The 25,415-nt window shown below is 71.8% G+C and carries 25 protein-coding genes; 19 read left to right on the plus strand and 6 right to left on the minus strand.

Annotated features, from left to right (window positions below):
- Nucleotides 1–6: 6 nt before the first annotated feature.
- The 15 genes from N1031_RS09960 to N1031_RS10030 all read left to right on the plus strand — a co-directional run bounded on the left by N1031_RS09960 (nt 7) and on the right by N1031_RS10030 (nt 16,610).
- Nucleotides 7–1,512 (plus strand): 4-hydroxyphenylacetate 3-hydroxylase family protein, encoded by a 1,506-nt coding sequence (locus N1031_RS09960; protein ID WP_259479477.1) that lies wholly within the window; start codon nt 7–9, stop codon nt 1,510–1,512.
- Complete coding sequence (locus N1031_RS09965; protein ID WP_259479478.1) at nt 1,505–2,191, plus strand: GntR family transcriptional regulator; 687 nt, start codon at nt 1,505–1,507, stop codon at nt 2,189–2,191. The genes N1031_RS09960 and N1031_RS09965 overlap by 8 nt, the downstream gene beginning before the upstream one ends.
- Nucleotides 2,188–3,414, plus strand: a complete 1,227-nt coding sequence (locus N1031_RS09970; protein WP_259479479.1) for an amidase — start codon at nt 2,188–2,190, stop codon at nt 3,412–3,414. The genes N1031_RS09965 and N1031_RS09970 overlap by 4 nt, the downstream gene beginning before the upstream one ends.
- Nucleotides 3,411–4,391 carry a polysaccharide deacetylase family protein gene (locus tag N1031_RS09975; protein ID WP_259479480.1) on the plus strand — a complete coding sequence of 327 codons (981 nt, stop codon included), beginning with the start codon at nt 3,411–3,413 and terminating at the stop codon, nt 4,389–4,391. The genes N1031_RS09970 and N1031_RS09975 overlap by 4 nt, the downstream gene beginning before the upstream one ends.
- Nucleotides 4,388–5,821: an amidase gene (locus N1031_RS09980; RefSeq protein ID WP_259479481.1), complete on the plus strand. Its 1,434-nt coding sequence runs from the start codon at nt 4,388–4,390 to the stop codon at nt 5,819–5,821. Before N1031_RS09975 ends, N1031_RS09980 begins: the two co-directional genes overlap by 4 nt.
- Nucleotides 5,818–7,254, plus strand: coding sequence for an MmgE/PrpD family protein (locus N1031_RS09985; protein WP_259479482.1), 1,437 nt, complete (start codon nt 5,818–5,820; stop codon nt 7,252–7,254). Before N1031_RS09980 ends, N1031_RS09985 begins: the two co-directional genes overlap by 4 nt.
- Nucleotides 7,251–8,759 (plus strand): FAD/NAD(P)-binding protein, encoded by a 1,509-nt coding sequence (locus N1031_RS09990; protein WP_259479483.1) that lies wholly within the window; start codon nt 7,251–7,253, stop codon nt 8,757–8,759. Before N1031_RS09985 ends, N1031_RS09990 begins: the two co-directional genes overlap by 4 nt.
- A 40-nt stretch (nt 8,760–8,799) precedes the next feature.
- Nucleotides 8,800–9,699 (plus strand): polysaccharide deacetylase family protein, encoded by a 900-nt coding sequence (locus N1031_RS09995; RefSeq protein WP_259479484.1) that lies wholly within the window; start codon nt 8,800–8,802, stop codon nt 9,697–9,699.
- A 13-nt stretch (nt 9,700–9,712) separates the two neighbouring features.
- Nucleotides 9,713–11,311, plus strand: coding sequence for an amidohydrolase family protein (locus N1031_RS10000; protein ID WP_259479485.1), 1,599 nt, complete (start codon nt 9,713–9,715; stop codon nt 11,309–11,311).
- A gap of 34 nt (nt 11,312–11,345) precedes the next feature.
- Entirely contained in the window at nt 11,346–12,395 is a 1,050-nt protein-coding gene (locus tag N1031_RS10005; RefSeq protein WP_259479486.1) for a tartrate dehydrogenase, read from the plus strand.
- Nucleotides 12,396–12,405: 10 nt separating this feature from the next.
- Nucleotides 12,406–13,149, plus strand: a complete 744-nt coding sequence (locus N1031_RS10010; protein ID WP_259479487.1) for a GntR family transcriptional regulator — start codon at nt 12,406–12,408, stop codon at nt 13,147–13,149.
- Between the two features lie 69 nt (nt 13,150–13,218).
- On the plus strand, nt 13,219–14,250 hold the full coding sequence (locus N1031_RS10015) for an LLM class flavin-dependent oxidoreductase (RefSeq protein WP_259479488.1): 1,032 nt from the start codon (nt 13,219–13,221) through the stop codon (nt 14,248–14,250).
- Nucleotides 14,250–14,747: an ureidoglycolate lyase gene (locus tag N1031_RS10020; RefSeq protein WP_259479489.1), complete on the plus strand. Its 498-nt coding sequence runs from the start codon at nt 14,250–14,252 to the stop codon at nt 14,745–14,747. The genes N1031_RS10015 and N1031_RS10020 overlap by 1 nt, the downstream gene beginning before the upstream one ends.
- A gap of 4 nt (nt 14,748–14,751) precedes the next feature.
- Nucleotides 14,752–15,585 carry an LLM class flavin-dependent oxidoreductase gene (locus tag N1031_RS10025; protein WP_259479490.1) on the plus strand — a complete coding sequence of 278 codons (834 nt, stop codon included), beginning with the start codon at nt 14,752–14,754 and terminating at the stop codon, nt 15,583–15,585.
- A gap of 8 nt (nt 15,586–15,593) precedes the next feature.
- Nucleotides 15,594–16,610 (plus strand): BMP family ABC transporter substrate-binding protein, encoded by a 1,017-nt coding sequence (locus N1031_RS10030; RefSeq protein ID WP_259479491.1) that lies wholly within the window; start codon nt 15,594–15,596, stop codon nt 16,608–16,610.
- 25 nt (nt 16,611–16,635) lie between these two features.
- Here the strand turns inward: N1031_RS10030 and N1031_RS10035 are convergent, their stop codons facing one another.
- From N1031_RS10035 to purD, 5 genes are all read right to left on the minus strand, one after another.
- Nucleotides 16,636–17,937, minus strand: coding sequence for an FAD-binding oxidoreductase (locus N1031_RS10035; RefSeq protein ID WP_259479492.1), 1,302 nt, complete (start codon nt 17,935–17,937; stop codon nt 16,636–16,638).
- 55 nt (nt 17,938–17,992) lie between these two features.
- Nucleotides 17,993–19,156, minus strand: a complete 1,164-nt coding sequence (locus tag N1031_RS10040; RefSeq protein ID WP_259479493.1) for a substrate-binding domain-containing protein — start codon at nt 19,154–19,156, stop codon at nt 17,993–17,995.
- 115 nt (nt 19,157–19,271) lie between these two features.
- Complete coding sequence (locus N1031_RS10045; protein ID WP_259479494.1) at nt 19,272–20,000, minus strand: alpha/beta fold hydrolase; 729 nt, start codon at nt 19,998–20,000, stop codon at nt 19,272–19,274.
- A 55-nt stretch (nt 20,001–20,055) separates the two neighbouring features.
- Nucleotides 20,056–20,949 carry a phosphoribosylaminoimidazolesuccinocarboxamide synthase gene (locus N1031_RS10050; RefSeq protein WP_259479495.1) on the minus strand — a complete coding sequence of 298 codons (894 nt, stop codon included), beginning with the start codon at nt 20,947–20,949 and terminating at the stop codon, nt 20,056–20,058.
- Nucleotides 20,946–22,217, minus strand: coding sequence for a phosphoribosylamine--glycine ligase (gene purD / locus N1031_RS10055; RefSeq protein ID WP_259479496.1), 1,272 nt, complete (start codon nt 22,215–22,217; stop codon nt 20,946–20,948). The genes N1031_RS10050 and purD overlap by 4 nt, the downstream gene beginning before the upstream one ends.
- 49 nt (nt 22,218–22,266) lie before the next feature.
- On the opposite strand from purD, the gene N1031_RS10060 reads away from it, so the two are divergent.
- The 4 genes from N1031_RS10060 to N1031_RS10075 are packed head-to-tail and all read left to right on the plus strand — an operon-like array spanning nt 22,267 to nt 25,081.
- Entirely contained in the window at nt 22,267–22,653 is a 387-nt protein-coding gene (locus N1031_RS10060) for a sterol carrier family protein (RefSeq protein ID WP_259479497.1), read from the plus strand.
- Nucleotides 22,654–22,713: 60 nt separating this feature from the next.
- Nucleotides 22,714–23,619, plus strand: coding sequence for a helix-turn-helix domain-containing protein (locus N1031_RS10065; RefSeq protein WP_259479498.1), 906 nt, complete (start codon nt 22,714–22,716; stop codon nt 23,617–23,619).
- 4 nt (nt 23,620–23,623) lie between these two features.
- On the plus strand, nt 23,624–24,694 hold the full coding sequence (locus N1031_RS10070) for a PucR family transcriptional regulator (protein WP_259479499.1): 1,071 nt from the start codon (nt 23,624–23,626) through the stop codon (nt 24,692–24,694).
- A gap of 39 nt (nt 24,695–24,733) precedes the next feature.
- Complete coding sequence (locus tag N1031_RS10075; RefSeq protein WP_259479500.1) at nt 24,734–25,081, plus strand: hypothetical protein; 348 nt, start codon at nt 24,734–24,736, stop codon at nt 25,079–25,081.
- Nucleotides 25,082–25,139: 58 nt separating this feature from the next.
- Here N1031_RS10075 and N1031_RS10080 read toward each other — a convergent pair whose 3' ends face one another.
- The gene (locus N1031_RS10080; RefSeq protein ID WP_259479501.1) at nt 25,140–25,337 is read right to left on the minus strand and encodes a DUF3073 domain-containing protein; all 198 of its coding nucleotides are present in this window, start codon (nt 25,335–25,337) and stop codon (nt 25,140–25,142) included.
- Between the last annotated feature and the right edge of the window lie 78 nt (nt 25,338–25,415).

Here is a 25,415-nt window from a genome sequence, read left to right on the forward strand (position 1 = left end):
AGCAGCATGCGCACCGGCCGGCAGTACATCGAGGCGCTCGACGACGGACGCGACGTGCGCGTCGACGGCGAGCGGGTGCAGAACGTGGCCACGCACCCGGCGTTCGCGGGCATCGTGGCGAGCGTGGCCGGCATCTACGATCACGCCAACACGGCGGGTAGCCGCATGCTCGATCCCGAGACCGGACGCCACCTCATCTACAGCATCCCGCGCACCACCGCGGAGAGCGACGCCCGCCGGGCAGCCCTCGAGGAGTGGTCGGAACTCGCCAACGGTTTCATCGGCCGTGGCCCCGACCACGTGGCCGGTCTGCTGGCCGGTTTCGTGAGCAACGCGGCCCTGTTCGACGAGCCCGCCGATCCCGTCACCGGCGCACCGGGAGCGCAACGCAGCCGCACCGTGCTCGACTACTACGAGTACGCCGCCTCTCGCGGGCTCTGGATCACCAACTCGATCGTGCCCCCGCAGTCCAACCCGGCCGACCCCACCTCCACCGCCCGCCAGCTCGAGGTGGTGGGTGAGACGGCCGAGGGCGTGATCGTGTCGGGTGCCCAGATGCTCGCCTCCGGCGGCGCGGTGGCCGACGAGATCTTCGTCACGTGCGTGCGCCCCCTCCGCGAGGGCGAAGAAGACCGCGCGCTCTCGTTCATCATCCCGGTGAACGCACCGGGACTCCGCATGATCAGCCGCCGCCCCTACGCCCAGTCGGGTTCGGTGTTCGACTACCCGCTCAGCACCCGCTTCGACGAGTCCGACTCGATGGTCACCTTCGACGACGTGCTCGTGCCGTGGGACAGGCTCTTCATCCTCCGCGACCGCGCCAAGCTGCAGCAGCAGTTCTTCGCCACCGCCGCGCACCAGCTGGGCAACATCCAGTCGGTCATCCGCCTCGCCGCCAAGCTGCGCTTCATCGCCGGGCTCGCCGCGCGGGTGGCCTCGGCGAACGGCCGCGAGAACGACCTTGCGGTGAAGCACATGGTCACCGACGTCTCGCTCATCGCCACCACGGTGGAGTCGTTCGTGGAGTCGGCCTACAGCCGCGCCTCGGTCGACGAGTTCGGAGTGGTGCGGCCGGACGGCCAGTTCTTGTATGCCGCTCTCGGCATGCAGACCGAGCTCTACCCGAACGCCGTGCGCATCCTGGCCGAGCTCTGCGGTGGCGGAGTGATCCAGCTGCCGGCCTCGGAGGCCGACCTCGCCGACCCCGAGGAGCGCGCCTCGATGGCCCTGCTCATGGGCTCAGAGCTGGTCACCCTCGACGAGCGGGTGAAGCTCTTCAAGCTGGTGTGGGATGTGGTGGGCTCCGAGTACGCCGGCCGGCACGTGCAGTACGAGCGCTTCTACTCGGGCGCCCAGCACGTGGTGAAGGGTTACGCCCACCGCAACTACCCGTTCGCCCGCGCCGATCGCCTTGTCGACGAATTCCTCTCCGGCTATGACCGGGGGAGCATGACCGGAGCGGCCGCGGCCGGAACAGCCGGGCCCACCGAGACGGAGCCGGTCGATGCCTGAGATCGGGTTCGAAGAGCTCGTCGCACTCCCGCCCGTCGCCGAGAACCGCTCGATGGCGGCGAGGCGTCAGATCGAGCGCCTCATCACCTCGGGCGAGCTCGCACCGGGCGACCGGCTCGCCGAGGTGCAGCTCTCGGCGCGGCTCGGGGTGAGCCGCGGCCCGATCCGCGAGGCCATCACGGCGCTCGAACGCGACGGGCTGATCGAGCAGATCCCCAATCGCGGCGCCTTCGTGCGCGTCGTGAGCGAGGTCGAGGCGCGTGGTCTCTACGAGATCCGCTCCGCCCTGTTCGGCCTCGCCTGCGAGCTCGCGGCCCGTCGCTCCGGAGGGGCCGCGGCCATCGAGTTCCGCGCCCTGCTCGCCTCCATGCGCACCGTCGCCGAGCGCGACGACGCCGCGGCCTACTACGAGCTCAACCGCGAGTTCCACCGGGCGCTGCTCACCGCATCCGGCAACCCACGCCTGGGCGAGGAGTACGAGAGCATCTCGCGCGAGATCAACCTGTTCCGGGCGAGGGCGCTCAGCATCCACGAGAACATCGAGTCGTCGCTCGGCGAGCACGAGGAGATCGCGGCCGCCGTAGTGGAGGGACGGGCGTCGGATGCGCGCGACCTGGCCACGAGGCACGTCGCCAACGGATTCGAGAGGCACCTGAAAGAGAGCGGGGGCGCACGATGACCGGCCCGACGACGGCGAAGGAGCCGGGCACGAGTGAGTCGACGAGCTACTTCGCCCCCGGCGGTCAGTTCACGCTCACGGAGCACGACGACGGCCCGCTCCGCGGCGTGACCGTGGCGGTGAAAGACCTCTACGACGTGGCCGGCCACGTGACCGGCGCCGGCAACCCGTCCTTGGCGCGCACCTCGGCCCCCGCCGCGCGGCACAGCACCGCCGTCGGGCTGTTGCTCGGCGCGGGCGCGACGGTGATCGGCAAGACGGCCACCGACGAGCTCGCCGCCGGCATGTTCGGCGTCAACTCGCACTACGGCACCCCGTGGAACCCGGCCGCGCTGGATCGCGTGCCCGGCGGCTCGTCGAGCGGGAGCGCCTCGGCGGTCGCCGCGGGCGACGCCCTGCTCGGTCTCGGCACCGACACCGGCGGCTCCATCCGCACCCCCGCGTCCTTCTGCGGCCTCTTCGGCTTGCGCACCACCCACGACCGCATCGACCGCGGCGGCGTGCGCCCGATGGCGCCGCGGTTCGACACCGTGTCGCTGCTGGCACGCCGCCCCGCCGTCCTCGACGCTGCCCTCGCGGTGCTGGCGGCCACCCCCGCTCGCCGTCGCCCCATCCGGCGCCTCGTGCTGCTCGACGACCTCGTGGCCCTCGCCGACCCCGCGACCCGCGCGCTGACCGAGCGCACGGCGGCGCGCTGGGCCTCGCAGTGGGGGCTCGAGCTCTCGAGCGCCGCGCTCGCCGACGCGGCGGGAGCCGCGCCCCTCACCTCGGTGTTCTGGCCGCTCATGAGCCGCCAGCTCTGGGAGAGCAACGGCGCCTGGGTGCTCGCCGACGACCCGGAGCTCGGCGCGGGCATCCGCGACCGCATCCTGGCCGCGGGCGAGGTGACCGACGATCAGGTCGCCGCCGCCGAGGCCGAGCGGCAGGAGTTCGTCGACGGGCTCGCCGAGCTGCTGGTCGACGCGATCGCCGTGCTGCCCACCGCGATCGGGCCCGCGCCCCTGCGTTCGTCGACGCACGACGAACTGATGGCCTTCCGCGACGCCAACCTCGCCCTGGTGGTGCCCGCCTCGCTCGCGGGGAGCCCGCAGTTGAGCATCCCGTCGGGCCTCGTCGACGGGGCCCCGATCGGCGTGTCGATCCTGGGCCTGCCGGGCGACGACGAGCTGCTGGTCGAGCTCGCCGAGCGGGCGGGTCAGGATGTGCCGGGGGAGCAGTCGTGAGCGGCACCGGCCGCCGCGCCCCGGCACCGTTCGCCTTCGCGCCCGACGCCCCGCCGCTCCAGCCGTTCGGCGGCGACGGAGGCGACGGCGGCGGCGCCCGCGTGCTCGTGCAGTTCGTGCTCAACCTCGAGCACTGGACGCTCGACCGCCCCATGCCCCGTGCCATCCTGCCCGCCCCGCACGGACTCAGCGTGGTGCCCGACGTGGCGAACCACTCCTGGGTGCTCTACGGACTACGCGCCGGCCTCCCGCGCGTCGCCGCCGCGCTCGCGCCGATCGGCGCCTCGGTGACGGTGGCGCTCAACTCCGACGTCGTGGAGCACTATCCCCAGGTCGCCGACCTCATCGCCGAGCGGGGCTGGGAGGTGGTGGGTCACGGCATCCGCCAGCAGAGCATCCAGGGTTTCGACGACGAGCGCGCGGTGGTGGAGGAGGCGATCGAGGTCATCACGCGCCGCTTCGGTGCGGCCCCGCGCGGCTGGCTCGGGCCCGGCATGAACCAGACCGACGAGACCCTCCGCATCCTGCGCGAGACCGGCCTCGAGTTCGACCACGACTGGATGATCGACGACCGCCCCGTGTGGCTCGACGCCGGAGCCGGCAGGAGCATCCTGGGCCTGCCCTACACGGTCGAACTCAACGACGTCACCACCTACCAGGTGCAGACCCAGCCCGCGGGATCGCTGCTCGCGCGCACCGCGGCCACCCTGCCGGTGCTCACTCGCGAGGCCGAGCTGAGCCCCGTGGTGATGCCGATCGGCCTGCACCCGCACATCATGGGGGTGCCGCACCGCATCGCCGAGCTGGAGGCGATGGTCGACCTGGTGCAGGGGGCAGCCGGATGCGCGGCCGTCACGTCGTCGCAGGTGCACGACTGGTTCGCGGCGCAGGTTCCCGCGCCCGCCGTGACCGCTCCCGCCGTGACCGCTCCCGCCGTGACCGCTCCCGCCGTAGCCCCTCGCCAAGGGGCGGAGTGACGGCGAACGGCGCGAGCGGCGCGCATCCCGTGGCCTGGAGCGAGCGCCCGGGCACGCCGTCGGAGTTCCTGGCCGGGGTCGCCGCCCGCCTCGCGCGGTGGGAGCCGGAGCTCCGGGCGTTCACGCACGTCGACCTCGACCGGGCGGCCGTCGCCGCGGCCGAGGCGGATGCCCGGTGGGCAGCGGGCACCCCGCTCAGCCCGATCGACGGGATGCCCGTGGCGGTGAAGGAGATCATCGACAGCGCGGAGTTCCCGACCGAGCTGGGCTCGTCGCTGTTCGCGGGCCGCCGGCCGGAGGCCGACGCCGAGGCCGTGGCGCGGTTGCGGGCGGCGGGCGCGATCGTGATCGGCATGACGACGAGCACCCCGTTCGCCTGCGGCACCACGACGGTCACCGCGAACCCGCACGATCTCGCGCGCACTCCGGGCGGCAGCTCGGCGGGATCGGGCGCCGCCGTCGGCGCGGGCATCGTGCCGGCGGCGTTGGCGTCGCAGACCGGGGCGTCCACCATCCGCCCGGCCTCGTACTGCGGCGCGGTCGGCTACAAGCCGAGCCACCGCCGCCTGCCGATGGGCGGAGTGCACCCAGTGGCGCCGTCGCTCGACGACGTGGGCGTCATCGCCGCCTCGGTCGACGACCTGGCGCTCGTGGCGGCGGTGCTCGCGGCCGGCACCCCCGATGCTCCTCCCGAACGACGGGTGCGCCCACGCCTCGGGCTCGTGCGACTCGATTCGGGCGACGAGCCCGACCCCGAGAGCTGGGCGGCCTTGGAAGTGCTGCTGGCCCGCCTGGATGAGACGGGCACGGCGACGGTGACCCGTTCCGAACACGACCCCGGCCTCGCCGCCTTCGACGCCGAGGTCGCCGGCTCGACCCCGCTCGTGTTCGACCTGTTCGCGGCCGAGGCGGCACCGATCCTCGCCCCCTACGTCGACGCCGCCCGTCCCGATCCGGAGCCCGACCCGCGCATCCGGGACCTCGTCGAGCGCGGGCCGGAGCAGAGTGCGAAACACCTGGCCACGATCCATGCGTTGCGAGCCCGGCTGCGACACCGGCTGCAGGCACTCTCCGAACGGTACGACGCGCTCGTCACTCTCTCGACGGCGAACGTCGCACCTCTCGGTCACACCACCACCGGCAGCCGCACCATGCCGGCCACCTGGAGCTTCCTCGGCGCCCCGGCCCTCAGCCTCCCCCTGCTCGAGGTGGACGGCCTGCCCCTCGGCCTGCAGCTGCTCGGCTTCCCCGACCGCGACGACGAGCTGATCGCCCTGGCCCGAATCCTCACTGCCCCTCCGGCCGCCGCCCCGCGTATCCCGCCCGCGCCCGCCCCGCTCGCGCCCGCACCGTCGGCGCCCGCCCCCTCAGCCACCACCCCTCAGCCCGAACCGCAGCACCACCCGCACCGACCGAACGGAACCCCATGAGCACCCCCGTCAACTTCACCCCCACCATCGACCCCGAGAAGGGCCGCGACCTCACCCGCGAGGTCGCCTCCTTCGTGCTCGACACCCCGCGCGAGGCCGTGCCCGAGAACGTCGTGGCGCTCGCGAAGTCGTCCATCCTCGACGGTCTGGGCCTCGCGCTCTCCGGTTCGGTCGCCGAGTCGGGCCAGATCGTGAAGGGCTACCTCGAGGCCACCGGGGTCGTCGGCTCGGGCACCACCACCGTCATCGGCACCGACCTCAAGGTCTCGCCCCGCTTCGCCGCCTTCGCCAACGGCGTCGCCATCCACGCCGACGACTACGACGACACCCAGCTCGCCGTGGCCGAGGACCGCGTCTACGGTCTGCTCACCCACCCCACCGCCCCGGCCCTGCCGGCGGCGCTCGCCGTCTCGGAGCAGCTCGGCGCAGGCGGCACCGAGCTGCTCATGGCCTACCTCGTGGGCGTCGACGTGGAGTGCAAGATCGCCGAGGCCATCTCGCCCCGCCACTACCAGCACGGCTTCCACGCCACGGCCACCTGCGGCCCCTTCGCCAGCGCCAGCGCGGCGAGCCGCCTGCGCGGCTCCGACCTCGAGACCACGCAGCGCGCCCTCTCCATCGCGGGCAGCCAGTCGGCGGGTCTGCGCGAGAACTTCGGCACCATGACGAAGCCGTTCCACGCCGGCCGCGCCGCCGAGGCCGGCGTGGTGGCCACCGACTTCGCGCGGGCCGGCTGGAGCGCGAGCCCCGAGATCCTCGAGGCACCGCGCGGCTTCTTCCAGGCGGCGGGCGGCGGCTATGACGAGGCCGCCATCCGCGGTCAGCTCGGCCACCCGTGGACCTTCGCCGACCCCGGCGTCTCCATCAAGCCGCACCCCTCCGGCTCGCTCACCCACCCCGCCATGACCGAGATGCTGCGTCTCATCAAAGCGAACGACCTCCACATCGACGACGTGAAGCACGTCAAGGTGGGCACCAACCACAACATGCCGAACGCCCTCATCCACCACCGGCCCGTGAACGAGCTGCAGGCCAAGTTCTCGATGGAGTTCTGCATGGCGATCCTGCTGCTCGAGCGCCGCGCGGGCCTGAACGAGTTCACCGACGAGGTGGTGAACCGGCCCGACGTGAAGGCCGCCATCGAGAAGGTCGAGTTCTGGGTGCACCCCGAGGCCGAGGCCGACGGTTACGCGAAGATGACGTCGATCATCGACATCGAGCTGAACGACGGCACCGTCATCTCGGGCCGCAGCGCCTTCGGCAAGGGCAGCCCGGCCGACCCGATGAGCTACGGCGAGGTGGCCGAGAAGTTCCGCGGCTGCGCCGAGTTCGCGGGGTGGGATGCGGGCAAGGCCGACGAGATCGTGGCGGTCGTCGCCGAGCTCGAGTCGCTCACCGACGTCGCGGCCCTCACCGCGCTCGTGAGCAGGTGAGCGCCGTGCACGACCCCGCCCGCGACACGGCGCGCGACCCGGCTCACGACTCCGAGGCCGCCCTCACGGCGCTCGAGGACGCGGTGCGGCGCGAGCTCGACATCACCGCCTACCCCCGCCCCGAGTGGCTCACCGCCCAGGAGTTCGCCGGCCGACCGGTGCGCGACGTGCTCATCGTGGGCGGCGGCCAGGGCGGCCTCACCGCCGCCTTCGCCCTGCGCCGCCGCGCCATCACCAACGTCGAGATCGTCGACACCGCGCCCGCCGGCAAGGAGGGCCCCTGGGTCACCTACGCCCGCATGCACACCCTCCGCACCCCGAAGGGCCTCACCGGCCCCGACCAGGGCCTGCCGAGCCTCACCCCCGAGAGCTGGTACCGCGCCCGCTTCGGCGACACGGCCTGGAACGACCTCGTGCACATCGACCGGCACCACTGGCAGGAGTACCTCGGCTGGTATCGACGGGTGACGGATGCGCGGGTGCGCAACGAGACCACGGTCACCTCGATCACGCCCGCGGCGCTCGAGCCCGGAGCCCCGCTCGCGGTGCAGCTCGACACCCCCGACGGCCCCGAGACGGTGTTCGCCCGCCGTGTGGTGCTCGCCACCGGCCTCGCCGGCAACGGCGCCTGGACGGCACCCGCCTTCATCCGCGAGGCGCTCCCCGAGGGGCGCTACAACCACACCGGCGAGGAGCTCGACTTCAGCGCCTTCGCCGGCAAGCGGCTGGGCGTGCTCGGCGGCGGCGCCTCGGCCTTCGACTACGCGGCCTCCGCGCTGGAGGCGGGAGCCGCCTCCGTCGACCTGTTCTACCGCCGCGCCGAGATCCCGCGCGTGAACCCGTTCCGCTGGATGGAGTTCTACGCCTTCGGCGCGCACTTCCCCGACCTGCCCGACGCCGACAAGTGGCGCTACACGGTGCGCTTCAACCAGACCAACCAGCCGCCGCCCCAGCCCACCTGGTACCGCTGCATGCGGCATGAGACGTTCACGCCGCACACGGGCTCCCCGTGGACCTCGATCGGGCTGGGGGCCGACGACCGCATCCGGGTCACCACCCCCGAGGCCTCGTTCGAGTTCGACCACGTGATCGCCGCGACCGGCCCCACCGTCGACCTCGCCGCGCGCCCCGAGCTGGCCGAGCTCGCACCCCGGGTGGCCCTCTGGCGGCACCGCTTCACCCCGCCGGCCGAGTGGCAGGATGCGTCGTTGCTCGACTACCCCTACCTCGGTTCGGGCTTCGAGTTCGTGGCCCGTGAGCCGGGTCGGGCATCCTGGGTCACCCGGGTGAGCGACTTCACCTACGGCGCCCGGCTCTCGATGGGCCTGAACGGCAACATGAACTCGGGGCTCGGAGCCGGCGGCAGACGGCTCGCCGACGCGCTCAGCCGCTCGCTCTTCCTCGAAGATAGAGAGGCGTTCTTCGACAGCTACCGTGCTTTCGACGTGCGCGAGCTGGTCGATCTCGGCCGGCCCGCCGACGCCGCCCTTCCCGAGGTCGACTGATCACCCGTCGGTCGACCGACCCGAGTACCGAGGAGTTCCGATGCGCGACCTGGTGGGCTACGGCCGCAACCGCCCCGATCCGCACTGGCCGGGTGATGCCCGCATCGCCGTCAACATCACCATCAACGTGGAGGAGGGCGCCGAGGACAACGTCGAGGACGGCTTCGACCACAGCGAGTCGCCACTGACGGACGGGGGCACCGCGGGTGCCGACGTGCCCGGCCGCGACCTGGCGGGGGAGTCGATGATGGCCTACGGCTCGCGCGTGGGGTTCTGGCGGCTGCAGCGTCTGCTCGAGGAGCGGGGCCTGCCCGCCACCATCTCGGCCTGCGCGGTGGCGCTGGAGTACAACCCGCAGATCGCGGTGCACTCCCGCTTCGCCGGCTACGACCTGCTCGGCCACGGCTACCGCTACACCAAGCACTACCTGCTCGACGAGGAGGAGGAGCGCGCTCACCTGAAGCTCGCCCTCGCCAGCTTCAAGAGCATCTGGGGCAGCGTGCCCGACGGCTGGTACTGCCGCTACGGGCCGAGCGAGTCGACACGCTCGCTGCTGGTGGAGAACGGCTTTCTCTACGACTCGGATGCGTACGACGACGAGCTGCCGTACTGGACGCCGGTGGGAGGCCGCAAGCACCTCGTGATTCCGCACACCTTCTCGAACAACGACAACAAGTTCGCGAAGGGCTGGTGGTCGACGAGCGACGACATGTTCACCTACCTCAAAGACGCCTTCGACGTGATGTATGCCGAGGGCGCGCGCTCGCCCGGCATGATGATGGTGAGCCTGCACCCGCGGGTGAGCGGGCATGCCGCCCGCGCGGCCGGGGTGGCGCGCTTTCTCGACTACGTGCAGGGGCACGAGTCGGTGTGGTGGGCGCGCCGGGCCGACATCGCGCGGCACTGGTACGAGAACTTTCCGCCGGAGATCGCACGATGAGGGGGCCGGCGCTGTGAGAGTCGTCGTCGCGGGCGGGCTCGTGCTCACGGCCGACCACGGGTCGACCGCCGAGCTCGACCTGCTCGTCGACGACGGCGTCATCGTGGCGACGGGCCCCTGGGGTTCGTTCGCCGCGGCCGACGGCTCGGTGCAGGCCGAGGTGATCGACGCATCCGGATGTCTCGTGACTCCCGGCTTCGTCAACGGCCACACCCATAGCCACTCCGGCATACTCAAGGGCATCGCCCGTGAGTGGACCCTCGAACACTCCCTCACCCACGGCGCCTGGATGGCCTCCGCCCGCTCCGACGAGCTCACCCGCCTCTCCGCCCTCCTCACCGCCACCGAACTCCTCTCCTCCGGCTGCACCGCCCTCTTCGACCTCCACTCCCGCACCCCCACCCCCACCCTCGAAGCCATCCACCTCACCGCCACCGCCTACGCCACCACCGGCATCCGCGCCACCCTCGCCCCCATGGTCTCCGACCGCCCCCTCCCCGCCTCCCTCCCCTTCCTCCACCAAGGCTGCGGCGATCCGGGCATCCCCTCGTCCCCCTCGCAGCCGGTTGATTCCGACCAAGCTGGGGAGTTGGGGGTTGGGGGTCCCGGTGTGGCGGGCGTCCTCGGGCAGGACCCCCAACCCCCAACTCCCCAGCGCCCCCCCGAACAACCAAACACGGCACACATCCTCGAAACCTGCACCGCCCTCATCGAATCCTGGCCCTACGACCCGACCTTCCTCACCCCCGCCCTAGCCCCCACGATCCCCGCCCACTGCACCCCCACCCTCACCCAAGGCCTCGCGACCCTGGCCCGCTCCCACGACCTCCGCCTCCACACCCACCTGGCCGAGTCCAAGCCCCAGGCCCTGGCCGGCGAACACTACTTCGGTCGCTCCATCACGGCCGAGCTCGACCGTCTCGGCGTGCTCGGCCCGTGGCTCACGGCCGCGCATTCCATCTGGACGAGCCCGGCCGACAACGAGCTGCTGGGCTCTGCCGGGGTGACCGCGGTGACGGTTCCGGCGAGCAACCTGCGCCTGGGTTCGGGGGTGCAGGACTCACGGGGGCTGCTCGACGCCGGTGTGGGGCTCGCGATCGGCACCGACGGGGCGAACTCCTCGGACGCGCTCGACATGGTGGACGGCATCCGGCTCACCGCTCTGCTCTCGCGGGTGTCGGAGCGACCGGCAGGGGAGTGGCTGACGGTGCAGGAGGTGCTGCGCGCGGCGACGGCCGGTGGCGCGGCGGCGCTCGGGCGCGCAGACGACCTCGGGGTGATCGCGCCGGGTTTCGCGGCCGACCTGGTGCTGCACGATCTCTCGGCGGTCACCTACGTTCCGCGCACCGATGTGCTCAACCAGCTCGTGACCGCCGGGCGTGCCGTCGACGTGCGCACGGTGCTCGTGGCGGGGCGCGTCGTCTACGACCGCGGCGCGTGGCCCGGGCTCGACGTGCCCGCGCTTCGCGCGCGGGCCACGGAGCTCGCCGCCGAGTACCTCGAGCGGGCCGCCCCCGCCCGCGCCGAGAGCACGACGCTCCTCGAGGCCTCCGCCGACTCGCTCGCCGCCGCCCGCCGGGCCCCGTGGCACACGCGACGACTTCTCCCCTAGCCGCACCACCCGCTCACCCCATCCGAGGACACCCATGCGCACCCACATCATCGACGTCATCCCCGGCGACGGCATCGGCCAGGAGGTGGTGCCGCCGGCGCTCGCCTGCGTCGACGCCCTCGCCGACCGCTTCGGCTTCGCGGTGGAGTGGCGGCACCGCGACTGGGGCTCCGAGCTCTACCGCTCCACCGGCGCCATGATGCCGGCCGACGCGCTCGACCTCATGGCCACCGCCGACGCCATCCTGCTCGGAGCCGTCGGGGCGCCCGACATCCCCGACGACGTCACCCTGTGGGGCCTGCTCATCCCCATCCGCCGCCGCTTCGAGCAGTACGTCAACCTGCGGCCCACCCGGCTGTTCGACGGGGTGCGCAGCCCGCTCGCGCATCCCGAGGGTCTCGACCTCGTGATCGTGCGCGAGAACGTGGAGGGCGAGTACTCGGAGGTGGGCGGCCGCTTCAACCGTGGCCTCGAAGGCGAGCTCGCCGTGCAGGAGGCGGTGTTCACCCGGGCCGGCATCGAGCGGGTCACCCGCTTCGCGGCCGACCTCGCCCGCCGTCGCAAAGGGAGGCTGACCTCGGCGACGAAGTCGAACGGCATCATCCACACGATGCCGTTCTGGGACCAGGTGGTGGCCGAGACCGTCGCCGCCGAGTTCCCCGAGGTGCAGCTGCGCAGCGTGCTCATCGACGCGCTCGCCGCCGAACTGGTGCTGAAGCCGGCCCGCAACGACGTGATCGTGGCATCGAACCTGTTCGGCGACATCCTCTCCGACATCGCCGCGGCCACGGGCGGCTCGATCGGAATCGCACCGAGCGGCAACCTCAACCCGGAGCGCCGCCACCCCTCGCTGTTCGAGCCGGTGCACGGCTCGGCACCCGACATCGCGGGGCAGGGCATCGCCAACCCGCTGGCCACCATCTGGGCCGCGGCGATGATGCTCGAGCACCTCGGAGAGACCGAGGCCGCCGCCGCGCTCGAGCAGGCGCTCGCCGACACTCTCGCCGCTGGCGTCGCCACGGGCGACATCGGCGGCACCGCCGGCACCACCGAGTTCGCCGGGGCCGTGCTCGCGCGGCTGTAGCCTGGGGCGCATGCAGAGAGATTCCTCGCACGTGTCTGACAAGGTGTCGCTGGATGACCGGCTCCGCGACGTGTGGCGGCGCGCGGCCGAGGAGGGCACCTCGATGCCGGGGGAGTCGACCCTCGCCCTCGACCTCGAGATGAGCCGGCCCGCCGTGCGGGAGGCGCTCGTGCGGCTGGAGGAGCGCGGCTACATCCGGCGCCGCAAGGGCGCCGACACGGTGGTGAACACGTCGCTCCTGAACATCCCGGCACGGTTCGACCGCCAGGTGGACAAGCTCGAGCTGATCCGGTCGACCGGGCGCGATCCGGGGGTGGAGGTGCTCTCTCACGAGATCACGCCGATCACCGTCGATGAGGCCGTCGAGTTCGAGGTCGCACCCGGCACCCCGGTGCTCCGCCTCACCAAGCTCTGGACGGCCGACGGGAGGCCCGTCATGCTGGCCCGGGACTGCGTGCCGCTCGCCGGTCGGCGAGCCGTCGGCTACGACCCCTCCGAGTCGATCTTCAGCCTCGCCCTGTCGCTCGGTCACGAGCACATCGAGTGGGAGGTGGTCTGGCCGGGCGCCGACGTGCTGAGCGAGGCCGATGCCCGGGCGCTCGGCCGTCCCGAAGGCGAGGCGGTGCTCACGGTCGAGCTCACGGGGGTGGGCCGCTCCGGTCGCACGGGCTACTGGTCGTCGGAACTGCACGTGAAGGGCGCCCTGCGCTACGCCATGGTGCGCTCGGTGAAGGTCGACCGCGGCGAGCGCTGACCGGCTGCACTTCCGTGTGCAACCTGTCTTACATGTGATACTCTCTTTGTAAGACATGAGGGGAGCGCGATGAGCGACAGGATCGACCACGGCATCCTCGACCAGCAGTGGGGCGTGCGCGGCCAGAGCGACGCAGAACAACTGCGTAAGACACTCGACGACGCCCTGCTCGCCGAGGAGCTGGGCTACGACTCCTACCTCCTCGGGGAGCACCACCTGGCGAAGCCCGCCGAGGCGTTCTCCTCGCGCATCCCGTGGCCCGAGCTGGTGGTGTCGCACCTGGCCGCCCTCACCGACTCGCTGCGCATCGGCACCGGGGTGAAGGTGCTCTCGCTCGACGCCGCCTGGCGCACGGCGGAGATGATGCTCACGCTCGACCTGGTGACAGGAGGCCGAGCTCTCTTCGGTCTCGGTGCGGGCGGCGACGAGCCCGAGATCTTCCGCGACGCGGCGGTGGGGGCGGATGCGCGGCGGTGGCTCTTCCGCGACCGCCTCGGCGAGCTCCTCGAGCTGCTGCGCAGTGACGGGCGGTCGGCCTTCTCGCGTGAGCTCTCCCCGGTCGGAGACGCCGCTTCGCTCGTGTCGCGCATCCTGGTGGCGGCCCGCGACGACGAGACGATCGCGCTGGCCGCCCGCGAGCAGCTCGGCTTCGTGATGGGTCAGGCCGAACCCGCCGCCACCTCGCTGCAGTACGCCGACCGCTATCGCGCCCACGGCGGAACCGGCGAGGTGCGGCTGGTGCGCATCGTGCACGTCGCCGCGACCGACGCGCTCGCGCTCGAGTCGGTCACCCCGGCGTACCGGCTCTACTCCTCGTACTTCCTCGGCCTCCGCTACTACCAGGAGGCGGTGGCGCGGCTGTACCCCACCCCGATGCCGGTCGACCTCGCCGACGGACTCGACCGGATGTGCTTCGTCGTCGGCGGCCCCGAGCGGGTGGCGCGCCGCCTCGCCGAGGAGGGTCGGGCCTCGGGTGCGTCGCGCATAGACATACTCGTCGACATCCCCGGGCTGAGCACCGCCCAGCGCCACGAGTCCCTGCGTCTGTTCGCCCGCGAGGTCGCCCCGGCCCTGCGGCCCGCTCTCGAAAGGATCCCCTGATGTCCGGTACCACGCATCCCTTCATCGCCCGCCCGGTGACCGCCGAGGGCTTCGCGCGGTTCGGCGAACTGCTCGCCCCGGGGGAGGATGGAGCGCCGCCGAGCGCCGCCGAGAGCGCGCTCGACCTGTCGCAGGGGGCTCCTCGCTTCTATCTCATGGAGCTCGAGGACAAGCCGGCGCGATTCCGGTCGCTCACCAGGCACCGTCGTGTGACGCAGGTTCTCGCGTCGGTGGGTGGGGGCGAGTGGCTCCTCGCCGTGGCCGCTCCCACGGGAGAGGGAGACGACGACCCGCGACCGGGGCTCGCCGACGTCGCGGCGTTCCGCATCCCGGGCGACGTGGCCGTGCTGCTGCACCGCGGCACCTGGCACGCGGGCCCCTACTTCGACGGCGAACGGATGTCGTTCTTCAACCTCGAGCTCGCCGACACCAACGTGGTCGACCACCAGTCCCATCCGGTGGCCGGTGACGGGATCTGCACGATCGAGGCGTCGTGAACGCATGATCGCCGTGAACGTCATGCCGGTCGACGCGCTCCAGGTCGTGCGCGCGGCGCAGAGCGCCGAGGCGGCCGGCGTGCCCACCCTCGTGCTGCCCGACAACGGCGCGCGCACGCGCGACGGGTGGGTGGCACTCGGTGCGGCGGCGATGTGCACCGACCGGATGCGGCTGGGCCTCATCACGAACCCGTTCACGCGCCGGCCCGAGGTCACCGCGGGGGCACTGGCCACGCTCGACGAGGTCAGCGGTGGCCGAGGGCTGCTGATACTCTCCGCCGGTGGCGCCTACCAGCTGGCGAGCATGGGGGCGCAGCGCTCGCAACCGCTCGACGCGCTGGCCGAGTCGATCGCGATCGTACGCGACCGTCACCCCGCCGGCCGGCTGTGGCTGGCCACGAAGGGACCGAAGACACTCGAGCTGGCCGCCGCGCGAGCCGATGGCGTGCTGCTGTCGGGCATCCCGTTCTCGTTGCTCGGTGGGCTCGTGCTGGCGCTGCGCGAGCAGGCACCCGCCCTCACCGTGGCGCTGACGCTGCACCATCGATTCGACGAGGCGAGCGATCTGGCCTCTCGCGAGAGGGTGGTCTACGAGCTGCTGAACATGAGGCCCGAGTATCGCGAGGCGGCCGGGGTGCCGGGAGCGCTCGTGAGCGAGGTGTCCGCCGCGGTCGCCGAGGCGGGGCCTGTCGCTGCGGCCGCCCTGGTGCCGGAACGGGTGATCGCCGAGTTCTGCCTCGACGGACCGCGCAACGAGGTGGTCGCCCGGGCCGAGGCCCTCGCGCGCGACACCGGCCTCGACGAAGTCGTGCTGCCCGAACGCTCGCTGCTACCGTGACCGCGACCGTGACCGCTTCCGCCCCCGCCTCGCCGCTCCGGGTCGGCTGGATGCACGCCAACTCCGTGCGCGACTGGTGGGGCCACGGTCACGATCGCGCCCGGCGGGCGGCCGAACGCCGGTTCGGCGCCCGCATCCGCACCGAGGTGCTCGACGAGCTGGGCGACGGCGACGGCTGGAGCGCGGCCGCCGACTCCCTGGCGTCGCGCGCATCCCTGGTCTTCGTCTGCGACGTCACCGTCACCGATCGCCTGGAGCGAGTGGCGGCCTCTCACCCGACCACCCGATTCGTGCACTGTCAGGGCCGTCGTCCCTCGGCCAACGTGGCGACATATCGGGCAGCGCGCGACGAGCACGCTTTCGTCTCGGGGATGCTCGCCGGCGCCGCCACCCGCACAGGTCGGCTGGGCCTCGTGGAAGGTGCGCGTTCGGCGCACGATCTGCTCTATACGAACGCGTGGATCCTGGGGGCGCTGCGCAGCGCACCGGATGCACGGATCGAGCTGCGGTGGCTCGGCACCTACCATGCGCCCGACCAGGCGGAGAGGGAGCGTGCTGCGGTGGCGGAGTTGATCGCCGCCGGCGTGGACGTGATCGGGGGGAACCTGGCCGAGAATCCGGCGGTCGTCGCAGCGGCGGGTGAGGGTGGGGCGTTGGTGACCGCGCACGACGATCGCCTCAGTCACCTTCCGCAGGTGCTCGACGCCTCGTATCTCGAGTGGAGCCCGTACGTGATCCGCTCGATCGCGGCGGTGCTCGACGGCACGTGGAGCGCGCGTGACGACTATCTGCGGGCCTCCGACGGTGTGGTGCTCAACACGCCGCCCGCGCCGTGGCTGCCTGAGCGGGCGCGGACGCGGGCGAACGACGTCGCTTCCGCGATCCGTGCCGGCCGTTTCGACATCTGGGCGGGGCCGATCCGTGATCAGGCGGGTGAACTCGTGGTACCTGCCGGATCGAGGCTCACCGAGGAATATCTCGACTCCGACCGCCTCGACTGGATCGCCGGCTCCGTCACCGACTGAGTCGCCGGCTCCGTCGTCGTTCGGCTCACGCCACGCGATCGAGCTTGCCGGGGTTCAGCAGTCCCGCGGGGTCGGTGCGGAGTGCGAGGTCGATCGTGCGCCGCACCTCGAAGTCGACTTTCGACTGGTGGGGGCTGTGCGAGCGCACCCCCAGGGCGGCCAGGCGGTCATAGCCCTCGAGCACTGTCCGTTCATCGCGGTACGGGGCCACGAGCATCCCGAGCGGCGCGGGGTTCATGGCCTCGAGGTGCAGCGATGCGCCCGGGTAGACCGCGAGCACCTCGTCGAGGCGGTCGACGATCGCGTGACCGTTGACCTCGACATGGAACAGCCGCGAGGGCGACGACTTCTGCAACCACTCGATCGGGTGGTTGTAGGAGATCATGCTGAGGCGCACCGTGTCCTGCGGGCTGTCGCGCACCGCCTCGACCGTGCCGCCGTGCTCGCGGATGAGCTCCTCGGCCTCGGCGAGGGCGGCGGCGTCGACGATCGCCCTGAAGGAGGCGCGGTCGGACGGGATCGCGGGGTCGGAGGGCAGCGCGCCGGCGATCTCGGCGGGGTCGGCCGACACGAGACGCGGTGTGGGGTGCAGCGCCGCCAGGGGTCGCAGCGCTGCGGCCGCCCGGGGGAGGTCGTCGAAGGAGGCGTAGAGCGCGCACCACGGCTGCAGCGGCTCGAGGGCGATCGTGGCGCGCAGGATGACTCCGGCCGTGCCGTAGTTGTGGAGATACGCCTGGGCGGCTTCACCCTCCACGTGGTGCACGCCCTCACCGCTCGCGTGCACCACGTCGAGCGCGAGCACGAAGTGCCCCGAGGTCGTGAGACCGTGGGCGATCGACCCGGTGCCCCCCGAGCCGCCGGAGAGGAAGCCCCCGACGGTCGACTGCGCCGTGGAGGGGTACATCAGCACCTGCTGCCCTGCGGCTCGGGCAGCCTGCTCGAGGGTGATCATCGTCACGCCCGCCTCCACCGTCATCCGGCCCTCGCCCACCTCGAGGATGCGACGGCAGCGCGAGAGGTCGAGCACGAGGCCGCCGTGCGTGGGGATGGCCTGGCCGTAGTTGCCGGTGCCCTTCCCCCGCGGTGTCACGGCGACCCCGTGCCGCACGCAGGCGGTCACCACGGCGGCGGCGTCATCGGCCGTTGCCGGGGTGACCACCACGTCGGCGGCACCGAGGGGGAGCTTGTCGGAGAGGATCGGCGACAGTCGCGCGCCGTCGACCGAGGCCTTGGCGAGAGCCGCGGGCTCGGTCGACACGGCCCGGTCGCCGAGGAGTGCGCGCAGCTCGAGCTCGAGGGCGCGGAGACGGGTGGACTCGAACGGCATGCGGCATTCCTTCGCTCGGTGCGGGGAGGGGAGGGAGCTGGGAGGGTCGGCGCGGTCAGTCGACCGGCAGGCCGATCGAGGGGTCGATGAACTCGTTGGTGACGAGGTCGTCGGCGGTCAGGCCGTCCGCGGGTGCCGTTCCCAGGGTCGCGAACACGGGCGTCACCTTCTCGAGCAGGTCGTTCACGCGGTCGAGGTCGAAGTCGCCCAGGGTCTCGTCGTCGCCGTTGCCCGCGAGACCGAGCTCGAGCTGGGTGGCCACCGAGTAGTCGGCGACGTCGTGGCTGTAGACCCAGCCGGTGTCGTACTGCTCCACGAGGTCGATGATGAGCGCGTTCGTCGCATCCGGGTCGGCGTAGTAGTCGACCGAGGCCTGTTGCAGAACCGGCACGAGCGCCGAGAGGCAGGCGCTGTCCTCCTCGAGCGCGTCGGCCCGCACCGACACGGTCTGCATGTAGTTCGTGTACCCGCTGTCGTTCACGAGCGAGTACGCGACGGGCTTCATCCAGTCGGCGATCTCGTGCTCGTAGATGTAGGGCTCGGCGGAGGCGAAGCCCTGTTGGGCGCTCGCCCCCTGGGCCGCGACGAAGCTCGCCGGCGTTCCGTCGTAGGAGCCGTCGGCCTGGTTCTCCGGCACGATGCCCGCGGCCTTGAGGTACTCCATGTAGGCAGAACCCTCGAAGTAGCGGATGGTCGCGCCGTCGGCGACGATGTCGGCGATCGTCTCGGCTCCGGGGTAGCTCTCCGGATCCCACATGATCATCTGAGGGCTGATGTCGAGCGGGGCGAAGACGGCGACGGTCGGCATCTCGGTGGACTGCTGGATCGACTCGTCGGTCGAGACGTACCCCAGCATGATGTCGGGGTCGGTGTAGAGCTGACTCGAGACCGACTGGAATCCGATCGCCGGGCCGCCCGCCCTGATCTCGATGTCGACGCCGGTGAACTCACCCCCGGAGTAGAGCGGGCCCGACACCGCCTTCTTCGAGGCGTCGATCGCGGGGTTCGGGCCGAGCAGCTGGTAGAGGTGGCCGTGCTCGGCCTCGGGATTCCAGTCGGTCTGCACGATGACGGTCGAGGGGCAGACCCCGGAGAGGTCGACCGCGCCGACGGCCGCGGTGGCAGAGGGCTGCGACGCCGTGCCGGAGCTGCTGCAGCCGGAGAGAGCGATCGCGGCGACGGTGACAGGGGCGAGGGCGAGGAGACGAGCGTGACGCATGAGGAGCTCCAGACGGGAAGGATCGACAGATATATGACACTTGCTGGTGGAGATGTATGACAGGTAAGCATACAGATATCTCCACGGCGTGCGAAATCGATCCTTCGAGCCGGCCTCAGGCGGCTCCCGATGCCCCGACGGCGTCGACCAGGATGCGGCCGAGCTCGGCCGGCCGGGTGAGCTGCGGCCAGTGGCTGGTGGGCAGCTCGACCACCGTCACCGACCGCATCGGCGGGAACTCCGCGAACAGCGGATGACCCGACGCGATGTACCCGTCGAGCTCTTCGCCGGTGAAGGTGGTCGCCACCACCGTGACGGGCACCTCGAAGCGGGCCTGGTCGCCCAGCACCTGCGGGTCGCGCGCGACGCGCACCGGCTGGGGGACCGACTCGGTGCGCAGCCGTTCGCGCAGCTCGTCGGACAGATGCAGCAGGTCGGCCTCCCCGAAGGCGTCCCAGGCGGGGAGCGGGATGTCGTCACCCACGGCGGGGATGTCCTCGTTGATGGACTGCCCGTCCGCCGTCGGCCAGGTGTCGACGTAGACGGCGCGGGCGATCGCCTCGGGCCGCTGATCGACGACGGCATGGATGATCGCGCCGCCGCCGGAGTGCCCCACGAGCACGACCTGGGAGCCGGACTCGTCGCCCACGACGAGATCGTCCACCAGCGACACGACTTCCGCCACCTGCGACGCCAGTGTCACCTGCGAGCGGTCCTCCTCCACCGCGTGCAGCCCGCCGAGCGTCGGCGTGTGCACGGTGTGCCCCGCGGCACGCAGCGGGCCCACCGCCTCCTCCCACGACGAGTCTTGCAGCCAGAACCCGGGAATCATCACGACGTCCATGCTGCGACCCTACGGCGCAGCCGCGACGGGCGCCACGATCCCTCGGGCCCCGGGGTCACCCCTCGGCGGTCAGCCGCTCCAGCAGCTCGCGGTACCGCAGTGCCGTCTGCTCCACGATCTCGGCCGGCAGCGTGGGCGGCACGCCCTCGCCGTCCCAGTTCGCGGCGAGCCAGTTGCGCACGATCTGCTTGTCGAAGCTGGCCGTACGCTCGCCTGAATCGTAGGCCGCCGCATCCCAGTACCGGCTCGAGTCGCTCGTGAGCACCTCGTCGGCGAGCGTGATGGCACCGGAGGCCGCGTCGCGCCCGAACTCGAACTTGGTGTCGGCGAGAATGACGCCGCGCGACTCGGCGATGGCCGCCGCCCGCGCGTAGACCGCGAGCGAGAGCTCCCGCAGCTCGGTCGCATCCGAGAATCCCACCAGCTCCACGGTGCGCTCGAAGCTGATGTTCTCGTCGTGCTCGCCCATCGGCGCCTTGTAGGCGGGGGTGTAGATGGGCTCGGGCAGGCGGTCGCCGTCGGCCAGGCCGGCGGGCAGGGGCACGCCGCACACGCTCTGCGTGGCCTGGTACTCCTTCCATCCGCTCCCCGAGAGGTAGCCGCGCACGACGCACTCGATCGGGAACATGTCCAGCGACTTCACCACCATCGACCGCGCAGCAATCGCGTCGGGAACGGGCGGGATGCTTCCCGCTTCCGCCCCGGTCACCAGATGGTTCGGCACCTCGCCGAGTCGCTCGAACCACCACCGGCTGAGCGTGGTGAGCAGCTCGCCCTTGCCCGGGATGCCCGGCTCCAGCACGTGGTCGAAAGCGCTCACGCGATCGCTCGCCACCACGAGCAGGGCGTCGCCGTCGCCCGTGGCGTCACCGGCCGGACGGTAGAGGTCGCGCACCTTGCCGCTGTAGACGTGCGTCCACCCGGCCACGGCGGCGGGCTGGGCGCTCATGCCGTCACCACCTTCGCGGCGATGTCGCCGCGGTGCTGCGCACCCTCCAACCGGATGCCTGCCAGCGCCCCGTAGGCGCGGTCGCGAGCGAGCGCGAAGTTGGGAGCCGTGGCCACCACGTTGAGCACCCGCCCGCCGGTGGCGCGCACCACGTCTCCGTCGCGATCGGTCGCGGCGTGCATGACCGACACCCCCTCCACGCCCTCGGCGGAGTCGAGCCCCTCGATCACGCGCCCGATCACCGGCGAACCCGGGTAGTTCTCGCTGGCCAGCACCACGGTCACGGCCACCTCGTCGCCGAACTCCGGCCGCGTCACCTGCGACAGGGTGCCGGTGGCCGCGGCCAGCAGCAGTCCCGACAGCGGAGTGCGCAGCCGCGGCAGCACCACCTGGGTCTCCGGGTCGCCGAAGCGGGCGTTGAACTCGATCACCCTGATGCCCTTCGGGGTGAGGATGAGTCCGCAGTAGAGCAGCCCGATGAACGGGGTGTCCTCAGCGGCGAGCCGGCGCACGGTGGGCAGTGCGATGGTCTCGATCACCTCGTCGACGAAGACCTTCTCGCTGCCGAAGCGCTCGTCGAGCCAGGGGAGGGGCGAGTAGGCGCCCATGCCGCCGGTGTTGGGGCCGAGGTCGCCGTCGAGCAGCCGCTTGTAGTCCTGCGCCGGCGAGAGCGGCGCCACGGAGTGCCCGTCGGAGAGCAGGAACAGCGAGACCTCCTCACCGTCGAGGAACTCCTCGACGAGCACGTCGCCGTGCTGCAGCCAGTGCGTCGCGTGTGCGGTGGCCTCGGCCAGGTCGGAGGTGACGAGCACCCCCTTGCCGGCGGCGAGGCCGTCGGCCTTCACCACGTAGGGGGCTCCGAACTCGGCAAGCGCGGCCTCGGCCTCGGCGAGCGTGCCGGCGTTGACGGCACGACCCGTGGGCACTCCGGACTCGTCCATGATGCGCTTCGCGAAGGCCTTGCTGCCCTCGAGGGCGGCCGCCTCCTTGCCCGGGCCGAACACCGGTATGCCGCGGGTGCGGAGGGCGTCGGCGACCCCGGCCACGAGCGGCGCCTCAGGGCCGATCACGACGAACTGCACGTCTTCGGAGAGGGCGTAGTTGGTCACGGCCTGCGGGTCGTCGGCGTCGAGATCGATCACCGGCACGTCGGCGGCGATGCCGGCGTTGCCCGGGGCGGCCACGATCTCGTGCGCGTCGCCCTCACGGAGCAGAGCGGTGATGATGGCGTGCTCACGCGCGCCGGAGCCGAGAACCAGGATCTTCACGGAGCCCAGCCTACCGAGAGCCCCGGTCGCGCGACGGTACCGTGGGGTCATGGCAAAGGCGAGGATCGACGACACCTCCGGCATCGCGGCGGTGCACGCGGCGACGGCGGATTTCGACTCCGCGAGCCGCGACGCGAGGGCGACCGCCGTGCGGTACCTCCTGCAGCTGCTGGCGGATGCCGCCCCCGGCAACTCCGTCGAGGTGAGGGTTCCGCCGTTCGGGGCGGTGCAGTGCATCGAGGGGCCGGGGCACACCCGGGGCACACCCCCCAATGTGGTGGAGACGGATGCGCACACCTGGGTCGAGCTCGCCACGGGCGCCCTCTCGTGGGCCGACGGGGTGGCAGCGGCGCGCATCCGGGCCTCGGGCAGTCGCGCCGATCTCACGACGCACCTCCCGGTACTGGACAGGATTCCGACGATCAGAGGAAAATGAGGCCCACCCGACCTGACGATGGAGCCGGATCGAGAGCGTGCCCACCGACCCTGGAGCTGAATGCCAACCAAACTCGGCGACTTCCTGCGAGCCAGGCGGGCGCGTCTTCGGGCTGAAGACGTAGGCCTTCCGTTCGATGCGCGGCGGAGGGTTCCCGGTCTCCGCCGCTCCGAGGTGGCCGCGCTCGCGGGCATCAGCACCGAGTACTATCTGCGGCTCGAGCAGGGCCGCGAGCATCAGCCCTCCGACCAGGTGATGATCGCCCTGGGCCGCGCGCTCAGGCTCGACGACGACGGCGTGCACCACCTCACCCGCCTGGTGCGCCGCGGCACCCCGGTGCGCGGTCAGCAGCGCCCGTCCGCGCCGCAGGAGGTCGACGACTCGGTGCTCGCCCTGCTGGAGCAGTGGGAGAACACTCCAGCCGTGGTGCTCGACGCGTGTCTCGACGTGCTCGCGGCCAACGCCCTGGCGTCGGCGCTGGTGCCCGGCATGTTCAGGCAGGGCGCCAACCTCCTGGTGAGCGTGGTCGAGGGGGCTCCGCACGCCGGAGACCTCGAGTCGCTGTGGTACGACCAGGCGGCGCTCATCGCCGCGGCGCTCCGCTTCCACGGCAACCCCGACGACCCGCGCTACATCGAGATCGTCTCCCGACTGTGCGAGCGGGATGCGCGCTTCGCCGTGATCTGGGAGCTGCACGACGTGAAGGCGCTCGTGTCGGGCGTCGTGCACATCGACGTGCCCGCCATCGGCTGGACGGAGATCCCGTGGCGGATCCTCAACGTTCCGCGGAGCCCGGGGCAGCTGCTGCTGGTGTTCTGGGGCGACGCCGGCTCGCCGGCCAGGGTGGTGTTCGACACGCTCGCCCTCCGAGTGGCGATCGCGCGCGACGACGCCGTCGTGGAGAGCGGGCTCACGGGGGTAGCACCGGGGGCACGCGACCTCGACGAGGCCGGCTCTATCGTCTGAGGGCATGGGGCTCCAAGAGGTCGTCGACCAGCTGGCCGTCGCACTCTGCCGTCCCGTGGTGCTCGACGACCTCGATCGCCGTCAGCTCGCGGCCTCCGATCCCGCCGCGCCGGTTCCGTCGCCCCGGGCGCCCCGCTCGGCACCGTTCGCCGGACAGGAGCGGATCGCCGTCGCGGTTCGCGACGACCGCGTACCGCTCGCCCTGCTCTGGGTGTCGACCGGCGGCCTTCCTCCGCTCACGGCGCTCGACAGGGCGGCGATCGACTCGTCGGTCGAGCTGGTGCGGGAGACGCTTCTGGCCGGTCCCTTGTCGGGGGAACCGGCCCCGGGTGAGCCGCTCGTTCGACGGCTGCTCGACACCGACCTCGAGGTGCGGCGCCACGCGTTCACCGAGGCCGTCGCCGAACGCTGGATCGACCGCACCGGTGGCACCACCGTCTACTCCGTCGCGTTCGACGGTCCCGGGCCGGGCATCGATCGGGTGGCCTTCGGGCGACACGTCGCCGCCACGAAGGGTTCGGGGCTGATGTACCTCGCCGAGTCCGCCGGCACCGTGCTGCTGGTGGGTCGCGGGGTGCGCGAGCAGGCGATCTCGCTCACCCGGGCCGAGGCCCTTCGTCACCGTGTGACGGTCGACGGCATCGGGATGGCCGCCGTCGATCCCGAGGCGAACGAGCTCCGCTCCGCCGCCCGGGCGGCCGTCTCCGCTGCCCGGATCGTCTCGCAGCTGCCGGAGACCGGAGAGGCGGCGGATGCCAGCGAGCTCGGTCCCTGGCTGATGCTCGCCGAGATCAGGCGCGACCCGACGAGCCTCGCACGGTTCTCACCGGCCGCCGAAGCCCTGGTCACGGCAGCCGACGACGTCGAGCGGGTGACGGTCGAGCACTACCTCGATGCGGGTGCGAGTGTGAGGCTCGCGTGCGAAGCCCTGCACATCCACCGCACCACGCTCTACTACCGGCTCGAGAACCTCCCCCCGGTGGTGCGCGAGGCGCTCGACGACGGCCTCGCGCGCAGCACCCTGCACCTCGCGCTCAAGCTCGCGCGCCTGTGGGAAGCCGGCGGCCGTCGCTGACGGCACGGGGCACCCAGGCTGGTGCGCGACAATAGAGGGGTGAGTGAGCAGCACGACCCCGTCGAACCCGAGGCGAAGGTCACCGAGTCGCAGAGCACGGTGACCGTGAGGCGGGCGCCGCGGTACTACCGCTTCATGGCGCTCGGTGTGGCGGTGGGGCTCGTGGTCACGCTGGTGCTCACCTTCGCCTTCCCCGAGCAGGACGACTTCAGCCGCCTGCAGGTGTTCGGCTTCACCGGTCTGTTCATCGTGGCGATCTGCGCGGCGCTCGGAGCACTGGTCGCGATCATCCTCGACCGGGTGAGCCGTCGGCGTGCGCGCACCGTGGTGATGGACGTGGAGCACGTCGATGCGGTGCCCGCGCCGGAGGACGACGCTCAGGGCTGACCGGTCAAGCGCGGCACGGCTTGGCGCAGCAGCTCAGATCAGCCGAGTGGTTCGTGCGTCAGGCGCGCTTCTGCTCGTCGCTCGGCTCGTACGCGTCGTCGGAGTCGTCGTCGTCTTCGATCCACTTCGAGTAGTCGGGCTCGCCCGACTTGCCGCCGAGCTCGCGTTCGAGCGCGGAGTAGTTCGTGTCGGGGCTGAAGTACTTCAGCTCGCGAGCGACCTTCGTGTGCTTGGCTTTCTGACGGCCACGCCCCATGCGAGACCCCCTCACGAATCTGGCCGGGGGATGAAGACCACCCGGATGAAGACGAACAAACGACGAAAACGAGGGTCA

It is taken from the genome of Herbiconiux moechotypicola (genome assembly GCF_024979255.1).
GTDB lineage: Bacteria > Actinomycetota > Actinomycetes > Actinomycetales > Microbacteriaceae > Herbiconiux > Herbiconiux moechotypicola.